The sequence below is a fragment of the Mucilaginibacter humi genome (assembly GCF_013087555.1).
This window is the reverse complement of the sequence record NZ_JABFCR010000034.1, coordinates 11,449-28,999: the sequence shown is the minus strand read 5'-3', so window position 1 is coordinate 28,999 and position 17,551 is coordinate 11,449. Positions and strand designations below refer to the sequence as shown.

Annotated in this window: 23 protein-coding genes, 1 tRNA gene and 3 pseudogenes; 15 read left to right on the top strand and 12 right to left on the bottom strand. The window is 44.1% G+C overall.

All coding sequences use genetic code 11. From position 1 onward, the window contains the following. Positions 1-559: 559 nt before the first annotated feature. Together HK413_RS08435 and pfkA are read right to left on the bottom strand one after the other, a co-directional pair. A complete protein-coding gene (locus HK413_RS08435) occupies positions 560-1,180 on the bottom strand; it encodes a hypothetical protein (RefSeq protein ID WP_175269864.1) in 621 nt (206 codons plus the stop codon). Continuing rightward, positions 1,180-2,165 (bottom strand): annotated as a pseudogene (gene pfkA / locus HK413_RS08430) (6-phosphofructokinase). The gene HK413_RS08435 and the pseudogene pfkA overlap by 1 nt, the downstream one beginning before the upstream one ends. A gap of 127 nt (positions 2,166-2,292) precedes the next feature. Between pfkA and HK413_RS08425 the strand changes: the two are divergent. Next, complete coding sequence (locus tag HK413_RS08425; RefSeq protein WP_175269863.1) at positions 2,293-2,982, top strand: NUDIX hydrolase; 690 nt, start codon at positions 2,293-2,295, stop codon at positions 2,980-2,982. Between the two features lie 132 nt (positions 2,983-3,114). On the opposite strand, the pseudogene HK413_RS08420 reads toward HK413_RS08425, so the two are convergent. Beyond that, positions 3,115-3,967 (bottom strand): annotated as a pseudogene (locus tag HK413_RS08420) (BadF/BadG/BcrA/BcrD ATPase family protein). Positions 3,968-4,181: 214 nt separating this feature from the next. On the opposite strand from HK413_RS08420, the gene HK413_RS08415 reads away from it, so the two are divergent. The 6 genes from HK413_RS08415 to HK413_RS08395 all read left to right on the top strand — a co-directional run bounded on the left by HK413_RS08415 (position 4,182) and on the right by HK413_RS08395 (position 7,057). Beyond that, positions 4,182-4,255: transfer RNA gene (locus HK413_RS08415), tRNA-Arg, on the top strand. 228 nt (positions 4,256-4,483) lie between these two features. Next, positions 4,484-5,197 (top strand): alpha/beta hydrolase family protein, encoded by a 714-nt coding sequence (locus tag HK413_RS08410; protein ID WP_217452179.1) that lies wholly within the window; start codon positions 4,484-4,486, stop codon positions 5,195-5,197. A gap of 2 nt (positions 5,198-5,199) precedes the next feature. Continuing rightward, a complete protein-coding gene (locus HK413_RS15180; RefSeq protein WP_217452178.1) occupies positions 5,200-5,412 on the top strand; it encodes a hypothetical protein in 213 nt (70 codons plus the stop codon). A gap of 9 nt (positions 5,413-5,421) precedes the next feature. After that, a complete protein-coding gene (locus HK413_RS08405) occupies positions 5,422-6,363 on the top strand; it encodes a helix-turn-helix domain-containing protein (protein ID WP_317169401.1) in 942 nt (313 codons plus the stop codon). A gap of 48 nt (positions 6,364-6,411) precedes the next feature. Then, positions 6,412-6,603: a cold-shock protein gene (locus HK413_RS08400; RefSeq protein WP_175269862.1), complete on the top strand. Its 192-nt coding sequence runs from the start codon at positions 6,412-6,414 to the stop codon at positions 6,601-6,603. A 130-nt stretch (positions 6,604-6,733) separates the two neighbouring features. Continuing rightward, positions 6,734-7,057, top strand: coding sequence for a cold-shock protein (locus tag HK413_RS08395; protein ID WP_246230074.1), 324 nt, complete (start codon positions 6,734-6,736; stop codon positions 7,055-7,057). Positions 7,058-7,091: 34 nt separating this feature from the next. Here the strand turns inward: HK413_RS08395 and HK413_RS08390 are convergent, their stop codons facing one another. The 3 genes from HK413_RS08390 to HK413_RS08380 are packed head-to-tail and all read right to left on the bottom strand — an operon-like array spanning position 7,092 to position 8,376. After that, positions 7,092-7,316, bottom strand: a complete 225-nt coding sequence (locus tag HK413_RS08390) for a hypothetical protein (protein ID WP_175269861.1) — start codon at positions 7,314-7,316, stop codon at positions 7,092-7,094. 59 nt (positions 7,317-7,375) lie between these two features. Beyond that, the gene (locus tag HK413_RS08385) at positions 7,376-7,864 is read right to left on the bottom strand and encodes a hypothetical protein (protein WP_175269860.1); all 489 of its coding nucleotides are present in this window, start codon (positions 7,862-7,864) and stop codon (positions 7,376-7,378) included. Next, entirely contained in the window at positions 7,834-8,376 is a 543-nt protein-coding gene (locus tag HK413_RS08380; RefSeq protein ID WP_175269859.1) for a hypothetical protein, read from the bottom strand. Before HK413_RS08380 ends, HK413_RS08385 begins: the two co-directional genes overlap by 31 nt. Position 8,377: 1 nt before the next feature. Here HK413_RS08380 and HK413_RS08375 point away from each other — a divergent pair, with 1 nt between their 5' ends. Beyond that, positions 8,378-8,554, top strand: a complete 177-nt coding sequence (locus tag HK413_RS08375; RefSeq protein WP_175269858.1) for a hypothetical protein — start codon at positions 8,378-8,380, stop codon at positions 8,552-8,554. Positions 8,555-8,653: 99 nt separating this feature from the next. Here HK413_RS08375 and HK413_RS08370 read toward each other — a convergent pair whose 3' ends face one another. Further along, positions 8,654-10,096: a phytoene desaturase family protein gene (locus tag HK413_RS08370; RefSeq protein WP_175269857.1), complete on the bottom strand. Its 1,443-nt coding sequence runs from the start codon at positions 10,094-10,096 to the stop codon at positions 8,654-8,656. A gap of 62 nt (positions 10,097-10,158) precedes the next feature. On the opposite strand from HK413_RS08370, the gene HK413_RS19695 reads away from it, so the two are divergent. The 4 genes from HK413_RS19695 to HK413_RS08350 all read left to right on the top strand — a co-directional run bounded on the left by HK413_RS19695 (position 10,159) and on the right by HK413_RS08350 (position 12,607). Then, on the top strand, positions 10,159-10,920 hold the full coding sequence (locus HK413_RS19695; protein WP_175269856.1) for a sulfatase-like hydrolase/transferase: 762 nt from the start codon (positions 10,159-10,161) through the stop codon (positions 10,918-10,920). Next, complete coding sequence (locus HK413_RS19690; protein WP_175269855.1) at positions 10,869-11,582, top strand: sulfatase-like hydrolase/transferase; 714 nt, start codon at positions 10,869-10,871, stop codon at positions 11,580-11,582. Before HK413_RS19695 ends, HK413_RS19690 begins: the two co-directional genes overlap by 52 nt. Next, on the top strand, positions 11,516-11,803 hold the full coding sequence (locus tag HK413_RS08355; RefSeq protein ID WP_175269854.1) for a hypothetical protein: 288 nt from the start codon (positions 11,516-11,518) through the stop codon (positions 11,801-11,803). The genes HK413_RS19690 and HK413_RS08355 overlap by 67 nt, the downstream gene beginning before the upstream one ends. 348 nt (positions 11,804-12,151) lie before the next feature. After that, complete coding sequence (locus HK413_RS08350; RefSeq protein WP_175269853.1) at positions 12,152-12,607, top strand: hypothetical protein; 456 nt, start codon at positions 12,152-12,154, stop codon at positions 12,605-12,607. 177 nt (positions 12,608-12,784) lie between these two features. On the opposite strand, the pseudogene xylA reads toward HK413_RS08350, so the two are convergent. The 5 genes and pseudogenes from xylA to HK413_RS20990 all read right to left on the bottom strand — a co-directional run bounded on the left by xylA (position 12,785) and on the right by HK413_RS20990 (position 15,621). Continuing rightward, positions 12,785-14,110, bottom strand: a pseudogene (xylA, locus tag HK413_RS08345) (xylose isomerase). A 32-nt stretch (positions 14,111-14,142) separates the two neighbouring features. Further along, a complete protein-coding gene (locus HK413_RS21005; RefSeq protein ID WP_317169400.1) occupies positions 14,143-14,298 on the bottom strand; it encodes a hypothetical protein in 156 nt (51 codons plus the stop codon). An 83-nt stretch (positions 14,299-14,381) separates the two neighbouring features. Further along, positions 14,382-14,645 carry a hypothetical protein gene (locus HK413_RS21000; RefSeq protein WP_317169399.1) on the bottom strand — a complete coding sequence of 88 codons (264 nt, stop codon included), beginning with the start codon at positions 14,643-14,645 and terminating at the stop codon, positions 14,382-14,384. An 83-nt stretch (positions 14,646-14,728) separates the two neighbouring features. Further along, the gene (locus HK413_RS20995) at positions 14,729-15,151 is read right to left on the bottom strand and encodes an FGGY family carbohydrate kinase (RefSeq protein ID WP_317169398.1); all 423 of its coding nucleotides are present in this window, start codon (positions 15,149-15,151) and stop codon (positions 14,729-14,731) included. A 41-nt stretch (positions 15,152-15,192) separates the two neighbouring features. Continuing rightward, positions 15,193-15,621 carry an FGGY family carbohydrate kinase gene (locus tag HK413_RS20990; RefSeq protein WP_317169397.1) on the bottom strand — a complete coding sequence of 143 codons (429 nt, stop codon included), beginning with the start codon at positions 15,619-15,621 and terminating at the stop codon, positions 15,193-15,195. A gap of 215 nt (positions 15,622-15,836) precedes the next feature. On the opposite strand from HK413_RS20990, the gene HK413_RS08335 reads away from it, so the two are divergent. The 3 genes from HK413_RS08335 to HK413_RS08325 are packed head-to-tail and all read left to right on the top strand — an operon-like array spanning position 15,837 to position 17,505. Further along, on the top strand, positions 15,837-16,226 hold the full coding sequence (locus tag HK413_RS08335) for a hypothetical protein (RefSeq protein ID WP_175269852.1): 390 nt from the start codon (positions 15,837-15,839) through the stop codon (positions 16,224-16,226). Continuing rightward, the gene (locus HK413_RS08330) at positions 16,142-16,873 is read left to right on the top strand and encodes an alpha-amylase family protein (protein WP_217452177.1); all 732 of its coding nucleotides are present in this window, start codon (positions 16,142-16,144) and stop codon (positions 16,871-16,873) included. The genes HK413_RS08335 and HK413_RS08330 overlap by 85 nt, the downstream gene beginning before the upstream one ends. After that, positions 16,834-17,505 (top strand): alpha-amylase family protein, encoded by a 672-nt coding sequence (locus tag HK413_RS08325; protein WP_175269850.1) that lies wholly within the window; start codon positions 16,834-16,836, stop codon positions 17,503-17,505. The genes HK413_RS08330 and HK413_RS08325 overlap by 40 nt, the downstream gene beginning before the upstream one ends. The last annotated feature ends 46 nt before the right edge of the window (positions 17,506-17,551 follow it).

Genomic DNA, 17,551 nt, shown 5'->3' with positions numbered 1-17,551 from the left:
GTAATAGTAATATAAACCAGGTTGGCTCTTTATTACAAATATTTATATTACGTTATATTATTTAAATATCGTTTGCTAAAAATTTACGATTATGACGGCATGAGGTTTGCGCTCAGCCCACCAACTGGCAAGTTTATTTCTTAATGATGAAGGTGTGAAAGTTTACTTCTTTAACACAGAAGGGTAGCAACTATATTGCTTATCGCATATCAATAACTGTTAAATGAAAGCACTACAGATCTGAGAAAGAAATAATACCGAAGTTAACTATTACGGTGCAGGTTACTTACCGAAGAAAAACGTAAGGTGCGAGTTACGCCGAGCGCAGCTTTAACATGCTGTAGTCATATCTCAAAGTTTTTCACGATTGTTAGGGCAGAACCAGCACTGAGTACCAACACTTGCTATGACGGGAGCGACATCGTAAACAATATCGACTCGGGCGCTTATATATTAGGCGACGAAGGCAGCGGTTGTTACATTGGTAAAAAGCTATTAACTGATTATATCAGGATATATGCCTGAAGCAGTACGCACACTTTTCTGGGATACCTTCCAGTTAACACCTGATGATGTTAATGAACTCGCTAAACGAGCTTAAATATAAAGCGGTTTGTTTTTGACGATATACTTTCTCTAACAGTGTCTTCCTGTCGGCTTCATATTTATGCTCAAACTTCTTTTTAAGGTTATTAGGCAATGTCTCATTCATAAAACTTTTGATAAGCTGCCTGCCTAACCAATTACCCGATCCCTCGTCGGCCAGAATATAGCCTAACCCATAGTTGTTTGGCTTAATCTTGCGGCCATCATACCAGGCGGCGTTTGATCCGCTGCCACAGATCCCAATTATGCCCGGCGTGTTACGGCAACAGGCAATGGCAGCACCCTCAATATCATGTGACACACTTATCCCGGCATTCTTAAAAAATGTGAAGAATGCATTCTGTACAATAGCCTGTAAATCTTTTGACGAAGACCCGGCACCAAAAAAGTAAATCCGCTTTATTTCCTCGGCATGATGTATAAGGTTGATATTTTTATTCAGGATCTGGACGATGTGTTTCTCATCAATAAAATAGGGATTGATACCATTTGTTTTGAATGACGCAATGGTTCTTCCTTTGTCTGACAAGCGCCAGTCTGCATGGTTTGATCCGCTATATACAACCGCGATCATTATATGGAAAGTACCTCCACCATTTGTAACAGGTCAGCCTCCAGCTTAAAATCATGATGGCTTAAGGCCTCATCAAGCGGGGTTAATTTAATATGATTAGCCTCGAGCCCAACCATTTTTTGGCTATGGCCGGCAACAAGCGCGTTAACCGCGGCAAAGCCTAAACGGCTGCCCAATACACGGTCAAAACTGCTTGGCGCTCCACCCCTTTGCAGGTGGCCCAGTACGGTAACTTTTATATCGTAATTAGTAACTTCTTTTTGAACAGTTTTAGCCAGTCGTAAATCCCGCCGGTTTTATCGCCTTCGGCAACTATAACTATACTGGATGACTTCTTGTTAGATTGGCCCTCTTTAAGGTGTTTGATCAGGTCATCAATAGCGGTTGATTTTTCAGGCAACAAAATAGCCTCAGCACCGCATGATATCCCCGCCCGTAAAGCTATAGCGCCCGAGTCACGGCCCATCACCTCAACAAAAAACAAACGATCGTGCGAGTCGGCTGTATCGCGTATTTTATCAATAGCTTCAATAACGGTATTGGTCGCGGTATCAAAACCTAAAGTATAGGTTGAACCATAAAGGTCATTGTCAATTGTGCCCGGGATACCTATTACGGCAACATCAGGATATTTTTGCGAGAAACGCAGGGCACCGGTAAAGGTTCCGTCGCCGCCAATTACAACTAAGCCTTCAATACCTTGTGCCTTTATATTTTGGTAGGCTGTTTCCATACCTTCGTCTGTACGAAAAGGCAGGCAACGTGCTGTTTTTAAAATAGTACCACCTAAATTTAATATGTTACTAACAGAGCGGGGACCCATGTCGTACATATCATTCTCAATCATGCCCTTATATCCCTGCTTTATACCAACAACATGTAAGCCATGAAATATCGCTGTACGTACAACCGCCCTAATGCACGGATTCATTCCCGGTGCGTCGCCGCCTGATGTAAGTACCCCGATTTTTGAAATTTTACGCATCTTTTATACTAAAAAAATTTGCACGAATATAAGGTGTGAAAATTACACCGTTAAATTTATTTTTATTTATTTTTGAAACCGGGAAGCAAATATCTTAATAAATTATTAACTTAATTACAACGCCACTTTGGAAGAGAAATTACCCGCGTTCGAGTCAGTGTTCTCTATTGACTGTTTAATTTTTGGGTTTGAAGCAGGAGAACTAAAAATACTTTTAATTGAACGTAATGATGAGCCTTTTAAGGATTGGTATGCCTTGCCCGGTTATATTGTAAAGCAAGACGAAAGCCTTGATGACGCCGCCGACCGGATACTTTATGAGCTTACCGGCCTGCGCGATCTGCAAATGAAACAGTTTCACACCTTTGGCGAAGTTAACCGCCACCCACAAGGCCGTGTAATAACTGTGGGCTACTACGCATTGATACGCATTACCGGCCAAAAAGAATTAAGGCCAATAAGCCAGTATGCCCGCAAAGCGATATGGCACTCGGTTAATAATTTACCAAAACTTGCCTTTGACCATACCGAGATATTTAACAACGGATTTAGTAAGATCCGCAGGCGGTTAAACCACCAGCCTTTAGCATTTGATCTGCTGCCCGAAAAATTCACCCTTACCCAACTGCAGGTGTTATACGAAGCTATACTGAACAAAAAGCTGGATAAACGCAACTTCCGTAAAAAAATGCTGAGCTACGGTTTTTTGAAGGAACTGGTTGAAAAGCAAAAAGGGGTATCCTATCGCGCAGCTAAACTATATAAGTTTGATAAGCGCAAGTACGCTAAGATCTTTCAGAATGAACTTACTGCGTAAGCAGTGATTAGAGATTAGTTAATTAGAGATTAGGGCCTGTCGTGGGCAAAATAAAAGGGCGGTAAGTGTTGAAACTTATCGCCCTTTTAGTAACTTGTATAGCTAAAGATTATTCTAATCTCTAACTATGCCTCAGCAGCCAGTTCCCCGGTGAAATTTAACCAGGCTATCTATAGGCGAGCGGATAATGTTACCTACTTCCATACCATTTTCTTTACAAACTTCTTCCAATACATTGCGGAAGTTGTAACCGACAGAACCGATACAGTTAAAAGTATATTTTTGATAATCAGGATAATGTGTTACCAGGTTTTTGAAGAAATCCTCGGAAAGATGTTTTAACCAGGTTGCGCGAATATTGAATATTTACATTATTGTCATACACAAACTTGCTGAAACTGGCGCAAAAACGATTTGCTAAAGGTTTGGTATACACTTGCTCATTAACATCATCAGGTGTTAACTGGAAGGTATCCCAGAAAAGTGTGCGTACTGCTTCGGGCATATATCCCCTGATATAATCAGTTAATAGCTTTTTACCAATGTAACAACCGCTGCCTTCGTCGCCTAATATATAAGCGCCCGAGTCGATATTGTTTACGATGTCTTTCCCGTCATAGATACAAGTGTTGGTACCCGTCCCTAAAATTGCGGCAAAGCCGGCGGTTCTGCCTAACAATGCACGTGCAGCGGCAAGCAGGTCATGGCCTATATTTACTTTAGCATGGGTAAAAACCGCGCTCATGGCATCTTCAACTTGCTTACGTTTTTCTTCGGTAGAGCAACCTGCACCGTAATAGTTAACTTCGGTTATTTTATCTTTCTCAAGATCTGTAGGTAAACTTTCATTTAGCGAGTTGACGATATATGCGATACTTGAAAAATATGGATTATACCCTTCTGTGTTAAAGTAAACTTTCACACCTTCATCGTTAAGTAAACACCAGTTGGTTTTAGTTGAGCCGCCGTCAGCAATTATGATCATAATATTAAATTTTATAAAACAGTCGCTAAATGTATAACTTCTTCTTGTAATATAAATATTTGTAATAAAAAAAATATGACCAACCCTATAGTTTATATTACTATTACATTAAGCTTTCTATCATATCTATAGCAGGTTTAATAATAAAAAGTTTAAAATCTAATTCACTTTTAAGCAGATTTTTGCATCTTTGCTGCGCGAAATCATTCGCGATGGTCTCATAGCTCAGCTGGATAGAGCAACAGATTTCTAATCTGTCGGTCTCAGGTTCGAATCCTGATGAGATCACGAAAAAATTAAAAAAGCCTTCAACGTCATTGATGTTGAAGGCTTTTTAGTTTGTAGTCTGTTCAAATCCTATTATGTCTGTCTGCATGGTAATATACTTTTGTACTGTATTTTTCTGCATGCGATCGATACCCTTCCTGAGTTTGGCTACGTAATACCCCGATTTCACTACGCCGGGTACTTACTGGTTATGGACCTTTGACTATATCAAAATTTAATCAAAATAAAATGAAACAGTCAAAAACACCCATCATTAGTTTTAGTCCAGTTGTTCTGCCGGTTGCCGGCCGTCACGTAGACCTTGAAATAAAAGTTTCTGCTCCCGCAAGCGGAAATAACCTGCCGGTTATTTTGCTTTCGCATGGACATGGCCCCTCTAACTTTCTTTCTTCGTACAGAGGATATGGCCCCATTGTAGATTTCTTTGCGGCAAAAGGGTTTGTTGTAATTCAACCTACCCATCAAAACTCAAAAGCACTCGCGCTTCCCGCATCTCTTCCCGAAGCGCCATTGTTTTGGAGTTCACGGGCAACGGACATGAAATTTATCCTTGATCATTTAGACGAAATTATTTCAACAGTACCGGGGTTAACCGGCAGAGTCGACAAATCAAAAGTTGCCGCCATTGGCCATTCTATGGGCGGGCACACTGTTGCCCTGCTGGCTGGCATGGATGTAACTGACCCTGCAACAGGTAAAATAGTGAATTTTATAGAACCACGCATAACAGCCCAGGTCCTGATTGGCGTAAGCGGTGGCCCCGAAGGATTTAACGGAGTAAACAGACAGCACTATCCTGTGTTGGCCGCCGGCGATTTTAGCACCATGACTTTGCCAGCACTCATTGTGAATGGGGACAAAGACATTAACCTCATGTTCTCGGATGTGGAAAATTGGCGTGCGGACGCTTATTATCAAAGCCCGGCCCGAAAGACCTGCTGACCGTGTTTGGCGCCGAACACATCTTTGGTGGCATATCAGGGTATGATGCCCGCGAGACAAGTGATGAAAATCCGGAGCGTGTTGCCTTTGTATGCGAAAGCATTCTTGCGTATATTCGTAGTACATTCGATCCGAACGATCCAAGTTGGGAAGAAGCCAAGAAAACTCTTAACGGCGTAAAGGGTGCATTAGGCAGCATTGAAAGTAAGTTATAATCAGACAATATGAAGAATGAGATATCTAACCACAGATTTGATTCTTTATCAAGGTTGCATAAGGCGCTGGACATGCCGGCACCTATGCACCCGTTGGTAAGTTTAATAAATAATGCTGAAGGGGCCGTTCCGCTGGAAAAGCTCCCCAGTCCGCATATTTTGAATTTTTACAAGATATCCTACAAGATGAACCTCCGGGGAAAGTTCAAATATGGGCAACATTATTACGATTTCGACGAAGGCGGAATGTTTTTCGTATCGCCAAATCAGATCACAGGAGCCCACGAGCCGATCAGTGATCAATCGGGTTATACTTTGCTTTTCCATCCAGATTTCTTATTGGGTTACGAACTCGCCAGGAAGATCAAAGAATATGGATTTTTTTCCTATTCTATCCATGAAGCATTGCACTTATCAGAGAAAGAAAAGGCCACGATTATTGCTGTTTTCGAAAGTATCGAAGAAGAATTAAATGGCAGGATCGACAACTTCAGCCAGGACGTTGTTATTTCCCAGATCGAATTGCTTCTGAATTATTCCAACCGGTTCTACAGCCGGCAATTTATCACCCGTAAGGCGGTAAGCAGCGATCTGCTTCAAAAGGTAGAAGACATTTTACACGCCTACTTCCGGTCACCACAAGCACAAAAGCAGGGGCTTCCAACCGTTCAATTTCTTTCCGCGCAATTAAACGTGAGTGCCAGTTATTTAAGTGATATGCTCCGATCACTTACCGGGCAAAATACACAACAGCACATTCATAACCATCTGATTGAAAAAGCAAAAGAGCAGTTATCTACAAGTCAGGCTTCGATAAGCGAGATAGCCTATGACTTAGGATTTGAACATGCCCAGTCATTTAGTAAACTATTTAAGCTTAAAACCAGTATGTCACCCCGGATTTCAGACGCTCTTTCAATTAAAGCATATTCAGGGCTTTTTTATATATAGTACAATACCCATTAATTTATCGTACCTTGCCAACTTATATAAATAATCATGGCAACAGGAACAGTAAAATTTTTTAATGAATCAAAAGGCTTCGGCTTTATTACACCAGACGCTGGTGGCAAAGAAGTATTTGCACACGTAACAGGATTAATTGATGAGATACGTGAAGGTGACGCAGTTACCTACGAAGTAGAAGAAGGAAGAAAAGGCCCAAGTGCCGTTAACGTTAAAATAGCTTAAGTTTGGCAAAATCAACAGCAACATTTAGTAAAAAGGAAAAAGAAAAAAGCGACTAAAAAAATCGCAGGATAAAAGGGAAAAAGCCGAAGAACGCAAAGCAAACTTTGTTAAAGGCAAAACCCCGGAAGATATGATGGCCTATATTGATGAAAATGGCAACATCACTTCTACCCCACCCGATCCATCGCGTAAGCTTAAGATCAAATCCGAAGATATCCAGATAGCCGTTCCTAAACAGGAAGATATTGTGCAGGACATAATACGTACCGGCACTGTGGCTTTCTTTAATGATAGTAAGGGCTTTGGTTTTATAAAGGACCAACAAACGCAGGAAAGCATATTTGTGCATATAAATGCATTAACAGAGCCTATTAAAGAAGGTAACAAAGTAACCTTCGAGATAGAGCCCGGCGCTAAAGGACCAACCGCGGTTAAAGTCAAGATTTCTAAATAACTACAAAAGCCGGTTAATATCCGGCTTTTTTGTTTTAATCCGGGATCACTATCCATTTACCCCGGTCGCTAAGCGCATAGGTTAGGCCGTCGCTCATTTCATTTACTTCGCGGCCATGTTTTTCGCTATAATAACTTTTCATTTGGCGCACCGCTGCACCACCGTTCTCGCGGCGAAGATATAGTAATAACGAACTTAAGTTTGGGGCCACCTCGCTTAAAGGCTGATAATCACTCTCCCGTATAAATGCTGAACTCATAACAGCACAACAAACGCATCCGGTTATGGTTTGCTATTTAAATGCATGCACAGGCATGGCTATTTTTTTATCGGACCGATATACTTCCCGGCCATTACCAAATTGGCGTACTTAATGTAATGATCTTGCCCGGCAGGGCTTTTATCGTCATAAAACTCAATCCAGATGTAGTTGATTTTTAAATTAGCATCGGTTCGCCATTTAAAGCCGGGGAAAGCCGCTTCGTTTGGATTATTTATCCATGAATCCGCATCCCAATGGCCGTTTGGGAAACCCGGCCCCCAGTGCCCTACTTCTTTGCCATCCTGCCAAACTCTTAACTCGCCGTTGTTGGCAGTTGCCGGGGTATTTAATTTCACCATCACCTCTACACACATCCATTTATCCCAGAGTAATTCCTGTGCGGTTGGGCTATGGTTCACCATGTCATTGCCCCAGCATTTGCCCTGCGCGCTGCTTTTCATATCGCCCCAATATAAATAGGTATCCATGTTTGGAGCATTAACAGGTTCATAGGCTATAGAGATGCGTTTATCGCCCGGCCACAAATACCGGCGCGCGGGTTGGGGTAATTTGTTGGCGGGTTATATCCCCCAAACCAAACCGACTCATGATGGATGTATCCTTTGGATGATAAAGGGTATTTTACATAATAACGCAGATAAACCGTACCATCAAACCCGGTTTTAAACACTTTATACAAATGCCCGCCATCATTCACCGCGCCTTTACCAGTTATGGTTAATGCAGGCGTTGTGCTGCCTTCGGGTTTATCTTTAGTGTCAACCATCATTCCTGCCCCGTTTTTAACATCGTTGTAACGGCTTAGTATATTGCTGATACCGTCGTTAAAACTCTCGGTGTATAGCACGTCAGGGTCTTGGGCTATGCCGATATCGTTTTTGTATTTATCGGCAATAGCTGCCGGTGCAACTTTGCTTAGCGGTTTAAAGCTTGTTGCTATAATTATTGCAGGTATGACAAGCAGGTGTTTGATTTGCATGATATCAAGATAGTAATTAATATTTAAATCAAAACCACTCTCACTATGTTGTATCATTATGAAAAAGCACACCGTACCCAACGAACCCGAAGAAATGCCCGTTGAGCCTGATCGCCCGGAAATAAAACAGCCGGTTAACCCGGAGCAGCCTGAATTGCCGCAAAGAGAAATCCCCGGCGTACCGCAGGAAATGCCGCCGCCTACGGTTGAGCCGGGGCAGCCAAAGGTTATTTAGAAATCGTATTACTTTTTGTCATCCTGAGCGATAGCGAAGGATCCGCCGCGCGGCGCAAGCATAGTTTACAGATTCTTCGCTATCGCTCAGAATGACAAACTATTTTAAGTCTATCCCAAAAACGTCACTCAAAGCTTTCTTACCCGCGTTATACCCACACATACCATGCACGCCCCCACCGGGTGGTGTCGAGGATGAGCAGATGTACAAACCTTTAGCAGATGTTTTATAAGGCGACCAGCGCAATGCGGGGCGGGTAAATAACTGACCCAAATCTATTATACCACCATTTATATCGCCGCCTATATAGTTGGGGTTATAGGTTTCAATTTGTGCGGTATTCATGGTATTTTTAGCAAGGATCAGATCTTTAAAACCGGGGGCAAAACGTTCTACCTGCGCTTCAATAGCAGCGGTCATGTCCTGCATTGAGCCATTGGGTACATGACAGTATGCCCGTGCAGTATGCTTACCTTCAGGCGCACGGCTGCTATCAAATAAACTTTGCTGGGCCAGCAGCACAAATGGTTTTTCGGCCTGGTGCCCCCGGCTAGTTTGCTGTTCGCCAGCGGCAATTTCTTCGAAAGTATTGCCTAAATGTACGGTGCCCGCCCGCCTGCATTCGGGTGCGGTAAAAGGTATGGGGCCGTCCAACGCCCAGTCTATTTTAAATACGCCCATGCCGTAGCGGTAGCGTTCCAGTTGCCATTTATATATCGACGAAAATTTATGTCCTGCCAGTTGCAATAATTGCTTTGGCGTAACATCAAATAATACGGCTTGTGCCGATGGTAATTGATCTAACGACTTGATATATATCCCCGTTTCAATCGTGCCGCCTATCGACTTAAAATAACCCGCCAAGGCGTTTGCTATGGATACTGATCCGCCTTTGGGTACGGGCCAGCCTTTTAAGTGCCCGGTAGCCATCAGCACCAATCCAATCGCAGTGGTACCTAAATTACTGAGTGGTTGTATAGCATGCGCCGCCATTCCGCCAAATAATCCGCGTGCTTCTTTGGTTTTAAAACGCTTAACAAAAGTTTCGGCACTGCTTAATGCTTTAAGTCCGAATTGTGCCATTACCAGTGGGTGCCGCGGAAAACGAAACGGCCCTAACGCGTCCTGGTCAATTAAGGGCCAGGCACCGGTGAGTTCACGCATTAACGCGTTGTAAGCGCCGGCATCCGTACCTAAATAGTCGGCTGTGTTTTTTATGGATTTGTCCAATATTGCCGCAGTTCCGTCATCAAACGGATGCGCCGCATTTAATGTTGGTTGCAGATATTCCAGTCCGAAATCGGCCAGCGGCAAAGTTTTAAAAAATGGGGAGGCCAATGCCAGCGGATGGATTGCCGAGCAGACATCATGCGTAAAACCCGGCAAAGTTAATTCGGCCGAACGCAGGCCGCCGCCAATATTATCCTTCCCCTCAATTATTAAAACGCTTAATCCCTGCTGCTGCATTAATATAGCCGCTGCCAACCCGTTAGGGCCCGAGCCGACTACTACAGCATCATAATCGCGTTTTTGTAAAGTCATTGTAGCAAATATAGGTTATCAAAAATTTTATAGTAGTTTTAAAGTACCTATAAACGCTATTTATGTTCAGAAGAAAACACATCGCTGTACTATCTATATCGGGTTTACTTACCGTATCCTTGTTTGGGTTTATAAAAGGTCCGTCGCCTAAACCAAAACCGCAAGCCAATAAACCGCCTAATATTATTCTGGTGATAGTTGATCAATGGCGTGCCGACGCTACCAAACGTGAGGGTTTTAAGCTAAACACCACCCCGTTTTTAGACAGCCTTGCCGGCGACGGCACCCGGTTCAATAAAGCTTATTGTGCCGCCCCTATCTGTGCGCCAAGCCGCATATCTATGTTTACGGGCCGGTTCCCAAGCGCCACGCACACCCGTTCAAACTTTAACATAGCAGATGCCAGTTACCAAACCGACCTGGTGGGTGTTTTAAAATCAAAAGATTACACAACCGGGTTTGTAGGAAAGAACCACACCTACCTTACCCCGCAAATGTTTGATTTTTGGCATAACTACGACCACCTCGGCGAACCGAAGGTAACCGACCCGCAGAAGTTAGCCATGAACAAGTTTTTGGGCAGCACCAACTTTTACATGAGCGAAAAACCTGCACCTTTCCCGGCCAGTATGCAGCAGCCATCGCGCATTATTAAAACCGGCGAAGAATGGTTAACCAGCCAGAAAACCGCAGGCAGTACCAAGCCGTTTTTCCTGTACCTGTCTATTCCCGAGCCGCATAATCCTTACCGGTATCAGAGCCATATTATTCCATGTTCCCGACGAAGGATCTGCCGCAGTTTAAGGCCGGCGCAGCATCTTTAGCTACAAAAGGCAATAAATGGGCGTTGCAACGTGGCTTGTTCCATATGGGTTATGGCGATTACGAAAAGCAGATCCCGCGCATCCGAAGTAATTATTATGGGATGATGCGCCTGATTGACGACCAGATGCGCGGCCTGATGAACTACCTTAAACAAAACGACCTTTACGATAACACTATAGTAATTTTTGTTGCCGACCATGGCGACTTTACAGGCCAGTACGGCCTGATAAAAAAGGGGGTTGAAGTACCTGAGTGCCTTACCCGCATCCCAATGATATGGCATGGCCCGGGTATTATGAAAAACAAACTGCCGCATAGCGCCCACGTAAGCAACGTGGATATTATGCCGACCATCTGCACCATGATAGGCGCACCAATACCCGATGGGGTGCAGGGCCGCAGCTTATGGCCGCTGCTAACCGGCAAGCCATACCCTAAAGAAGAGTTTTCAAGCATGATGGTACAACAAGGCTTTGGTGGATTAAACTATGTTAATTTTGAGGAATACGACCCGTATACCCGGGACGGCACAGTTACCAAAGGACGGCAGGAAGCTGATGAGCTGAACACCGGAGCCAAAGCGGAACCATACGGATGCTGCGCAAAGACGACTGGAAACTGGCCTACGATATGCAGGGCGCGGGACAACTGTATAACCTGACAACCGACCCCGAAGAATTGGTGAACCTATTCGGCAATGGTAAATACTTAAAGAAACAGGATGAACTGCTGCGCGACCTGATGACCCGGGACCTGCGCACGCAGGACCCGCTACCCATGCCACGCAAAGGCGGCAAACGTCAATACGGTTATAAAAGGATCCGTTTAATTATTGGACACCGTATAAAGATGAGCCTGCTAAAAATTTGCAGAAGAATTTGAAGTTGTAAAAAGCACAAATTTGTTAGTCAGGATCTGCGATGCGGACCAACATAGTATTAATTCTATCACAATGAAAATCTTATTTAAGGCATCTTTATGTGTTTTTATTTACAGCTGTAACTATAATAGCAATGTAAATCAAACAGAAAAAGATATAATGAAGAAAAGGTTAGATCCTGTTGTTAAATCACAAGCTGTGCCTATTGAAATTTCGGGAGCCGAGTTCTTTTCTAAGGAATATTTTGTGACCGTAGGCAATGATACCTCGATTTATTCTTGCACTATTACTAAAAATAACAATAGTGGGAAACTGTCAATACATTACAAGTACACTTTAGGGGAAAAACATTGTCGTCTTTCTCTCCTGAAGATACCCCGGCAACGGTTAAAGGCAATCCGATCATGAAGTCGTATTATAAATCCAATTATAGCAATCAAATCAAAGAGTTAAAGCTTATTTTAAAACAAGCGTCGAAAGAATATGACCTAAATAAATTAAGTGCTATAAGGATGACAATTTCATCTGTTAATGGTCTGTCCGACGATATTTTAGAAAAGTATTATAGAGAACAGAGCGAACCGATTAACTTTAAAAGCAACCACAATTTAGCAGATATAATTGCAAAATCACAGTTAAAGACTGACCTGACTAATATTTTATCTCCCTATTCAGTAACGATTAATGGCACTTCCCTTGACGGTTTGCTATACGATGCACGCCAAGATCATCAGAAAGTTACAAATGGTATGTTAGATGGGATTATCATATTTGGCATTGTTACAACCGGTAGCCGAAATTTATGATTTCACTTGGAATAAGCTACATGTTAGTCTAGATCTGCGTTTTGTTGGTGATAACACCAACAACGGCGGTGACAACGGCAGGATAAAACAACTAAGCCCTGCCTGTTAAAGCGGGGCTTTATATTAATGATAAGACTTACGAAGTTTTAAAAACTTCGTAAGTCTGCATGTTATGTTTTAAATATACCGATTGATCAAATTCTCGATATATTCTTGTCTGCCGCTGCTTACCGCAGGCTCGCCGTTTTGGATAGCGTAGGCTCTCAGGTCCTCAAGGCTTAACTTGCCTTCTTCAAACTCCTTGCCTTTGCCGCTATCAAATGATGCGTAACGGTCGGCACGCAGCTTTTTATATTCAGATTTCTGCAGGATGTTATCGGCAGTTATTAATGCGCGTGCAAAAATGTCCATACCACCAACGTGGGCATAGAACAAGTCGGCCTGGTCGGTTGAGTTACGGCGGATCTTGGCATCAAAGTTAATACCACCGCCCTGCAACCCACCTGCTTCCGGATGATCAGCATTGCCTCGGTTATCTCGTTAATATCATTCGGGAACTGGTCGGTATCCCAGCCGTTTTGGTTATCGCCACGGTTGGCATCTATCGAGCCTAACAAACCGCAATCAGCAGCAACCTGTAGCTCATGCTGGAAGGTGTGTCCGGCAAGCGTAGCGTGGTTAACTTCAATATTCAGTTTAAAATCGTCTAACAAACCGTACTTCTGCAAGAAACCATAAACGGTTGCCGAATCATAATCGTACTGGTGCTTGGTAGGCTCGCAAGGTTTTGGCTCGATAAAGAACGTGCCTTTAAAGCCTTGTTTGCGGGCGTAATCCTTGGCAGTATGCAGGAATTTGGCTAAGTGCTCCTGCTCGCGTTTCATGTTGGTGTTTAGCAGGCTCATATAACCTTCGCGTCCACCCCAGAAAACGTAGTTCTCGCCGCCCAAAGCGATGGTAGCATCCAACGCAGCTTTAACCTGCGCAGCACCATGCGTCAACACATGAAAATCAGGGTTGGTAGCCGCGCCGTTCATATAACGGTGATGCGAGAACATATTTGCCGTACCCCAAAGCAATTTCACGCCGCTTTCGGCTTGTTTTTGTTTAGCGTAATCAACCAGCGCTTGTAAGCGGCGGTCGTTTTCATTAATATCATTTCCATAGTCAACCACATCAACATCATGGAAGCAATAGTAAGGCAGGTTCATTTTGGTCAGGAACTCAAACGCCGCGTCCATTTTATCTTTGGCACGCTCAACCGGATCGCTTTTTTATTCCACTCAAAAACGTGGGTAGGTTCGCCAAACGGGTCTGCACCATTACCTACGAACGAGTGCCAGTAAGCCCCCGCGAAACGCAGGTGTTCTTTCATGGTTTTGCCCGCCACAACTTTATCTGCATCATACCAGCGAAAAGCCAGCGGGTTATCAGAACCTAAGCCCTCATACTTTACCCGGCCTATGCCTTTAAAAACTCTGTATCGCCTGTTACTATACTCATATTCGTAATTATTGAATTAATGATTTATTGAATTATTGATTTTTTAATTGTTTTTGTAGCAGCGCTTTCCATTCCCGGTAAACGGGTTCAAAGTTTGCTGCCGTTGGTTCGATTGTTTGGATGCGCTCCATTTTATTGAATGCTTCTTTTGGTGATGAGAAGATGCCCGCACCTATGCCTGCACCCAATGCCGCGCCTACGCTGCCATCGTTATTATAAAGCTCGACCGGGATGCCGGTGGCGTTTACAAATGTTTGGGCGAACAGGTCGCTTAAAAAAGGTTTGCTTTGCCAGCGCGGATGATCTTTGGACTCATGCCGTTCTCGCGCATGATATCCACACCGTAACGGAACGCGCAGGCTATCCCCTCTTGTACGGCACGGAAAATATGCGCGGGGGTATGCAGGTTAAGGTCGATATGATGAAAATGCACGCCAACCAACTCATTGTTCAGCATCCGCTCGGCGCCATTACCGAAAGGTAGTATCCGCAAACCATCGCTGCCTAAAGGTGCTTTGCCGGCTTGCTCATTCATTTGGGTATAACTAACTGATGAACCGAACAGGTTCTTTGTCCAACGGTATAAGCTACCGGTGCCGTTAATGCACAATAGTACACCTAAGCTTTTTGTTGTTGAGTATAATTAACATGCGCGAAGGTATTAACGCGCGATTGGGGATCATAAGTCAATTGATCGCTTACGCCATATATCACACCCGATGTGCCCGCCGTAGCGGCAACCTCGCCCGGGTTCAATACATTTAATGATAAGGCATTATTGGGCTGATCGCCGGCTTTATAAGCTATCGGGATGCCTGCCTTTAAACCTAATTGCTGCGCGATGGAAGGCAGCACACCGCCATGGTTTGAAAACACATCCTGCACCCGTGGGAACAAGCTTTCGCTAAAACCATAATGGTTAATGATATCTTTTGATAATTGATTATTTATAAAATCAAAGAATACCCCTTCTGATAAAGCCGAGATAGAAGTAGTGATCTCGCCGCTTAGCTTCATAGCAATATAGTCGCCGGGGAGCATGATCTTATCTATTTGGTTGTAGATCTCAGGTTCGTTTTGTTTTACCCGGCCAGTTTGCTTGCCGTAAAGTTACCCGGCGAGTTGAGCAGATGCGACAAACATTCCTCATGCCCAATGGCATCAAAAGCCTGCTGACCGATCTCGACCGCGCGGCTATCGCACCAGATGATGCTGTCGCGCAGCAATTTTTGATCTTTATCAACCAATACCAAACCGTGCATCTGGTAGGCAATACCAATGGCCGCGATATCCTGCGGGTTATATCCGCCTGACGCATTACACTTAGCAATAGCCTGCTGTGCCTGCTGCCACCACATATTAGGCGATTGCTCGGCCCAACCCGGGTGCAGGGCAGTTATCGGCGATTCCTCGTCGGGGTATTGCGCTGTGGATACGGTTTTTTGCGTAGCAGCATCAACTACCGATACTTTTACAGATGAGGTACCTATATCAATTCCTAATAATAACATGCTAATTATAAGCTATATGTACTAAAGTGTACTTTTTACAATTGGTTAATGATTGCAGACGCAAATTAATTTTTTTAAAGGTTAAAATCCACCTGTCGGCGGTAATATTTTCGCTATCTGTATTTGCGAACTTAGAAATGCAGAAATATGCCAATATAGTTTAATAAAAAGCTAATTTCTTGTAAGTTTAGCCAACCAATTATACCCTCATAACCATGCAAAGACGTCATTTCCTTCAACTAACATCCACTGCAACCGTAGCTTTATTATTGAGCAGGTTAACTTATGCAACATCGGCACAAACAACAGCCATAGCCTTACCTAACGAGGTTTGGGCCCAAAGCGGCAGTGAATGGTTCAAGCTAACTGGCAGTAATGGCACTAAATATAGTTATAAGGATATTGAGGTGACGATCAAAATCAACGGCAATGCCAAGGGTGTTTATATTACCTCGCCTACCCGACAGTTAAACGCGGTGCGTTTATCCCGAAACATAAAATGCCTGCAGGCGCAATGTTTTTGGGCGATCACTGGGAACGCTCATACGGCGACCTGCAATGGAAAAAAGATCCGGCCAATGTTAAAAATCCATGGTATGTATTGATACACGATGCAAAGCATACTGCCTGCTTTGGCGTAAAAACCGGTACCAACACCATTTGCTGGTGGGGTTTAAGCGCCGATGCTTTGGAGCTTACGTTAGATACCCAATCGGGTGGTAATGGGGTGATGCTGGGTAACCGTATACTGCACGGCGCGGATATCGTTACTATGCAAAACAAACCTGGCGAGAATCCTTTTCAAACCGATCACCGCTTTTGCGGGATGATGTGTGAGAAACCGCGACTACCCAAACAACCGGTATATGGTATTAATGATTGGTACTTTGCTTATGGTAACAACAATTTCGACCTGATCAAAAAAACCACCGCCATGATGAGCGAGCTGGTTACGGATACACATAACAAACCATTCTCGGTGATAGACGCAGGTTGGGCCACCTACTCGCCTTACCTGCCTGGTGATGGCGGCTGGAACGACGACTTCTCTAAACCTAACGATAAGTTTAAAGATATGCACGCTATGGCCCAAGAGATCAAGAGAAGCAACATGCGCCCCGGCTTGTGGATGCGACCGCTATGCGCCCGGCATGATGAGAAAGCCAGCTTGCTTGCGCCAACCATTAAGGGCCGCGGCGGTGCAAAAAGCCGGTGCTTGACCCTACTATCCCCGAAAACATCGCCCGTGTAAAACGAAATTTCGATTTTTATAAAGACTGGGGATTTGAACTGGTGAAGCATGATTTTAGTACCTATGATATTTTGGGCCGCTGGGGTTTTGACATGAAGAATGAGCTTACCGTACCAGGCTGGAACTTTAACGACCGCACCCGCACCAATGCCGAGATCATCCTCGATCTTTACCGCGCTATCCGCCAGGCGGCGGGCGATGGTATTTATATCATTGGCTGTAATACCATGAGCCATTTAAGCGCGGGCTTGTTCGAGCTCAACCGAATTGGCGATGATACCAGCGGCAACGAATGGGAACGCACGCCACGCATGGGCGTAAATACCATGGCTTTCCGCCTGCCGCAGCATAATAAATTTTACGCGGTTGACGGCGACTGCGTTGGCCTGACCACCAAAATAGAATGGGCACGCAACAAACAATGGATGGACCTGCTGGCACAAAGCGGCGCGCCGCTATTCATCTCCGCACAACCCGAAGCCATGGGCGAAGCACAAAAAGCGGCTATTAAAACCGCCTTCGCACAAGCTGCCAAAGTACAGCCATTAGGCGAGCCGCTGGATTGGATGGAAACTTTAACGCCTAAGAAATGGAAGTTGAATGGTAAGGTAGTTGGGTACGATTGGGCGTAGAATCGACAATGAAAAAATACTATCTTTAAAACCACTTACGAATATA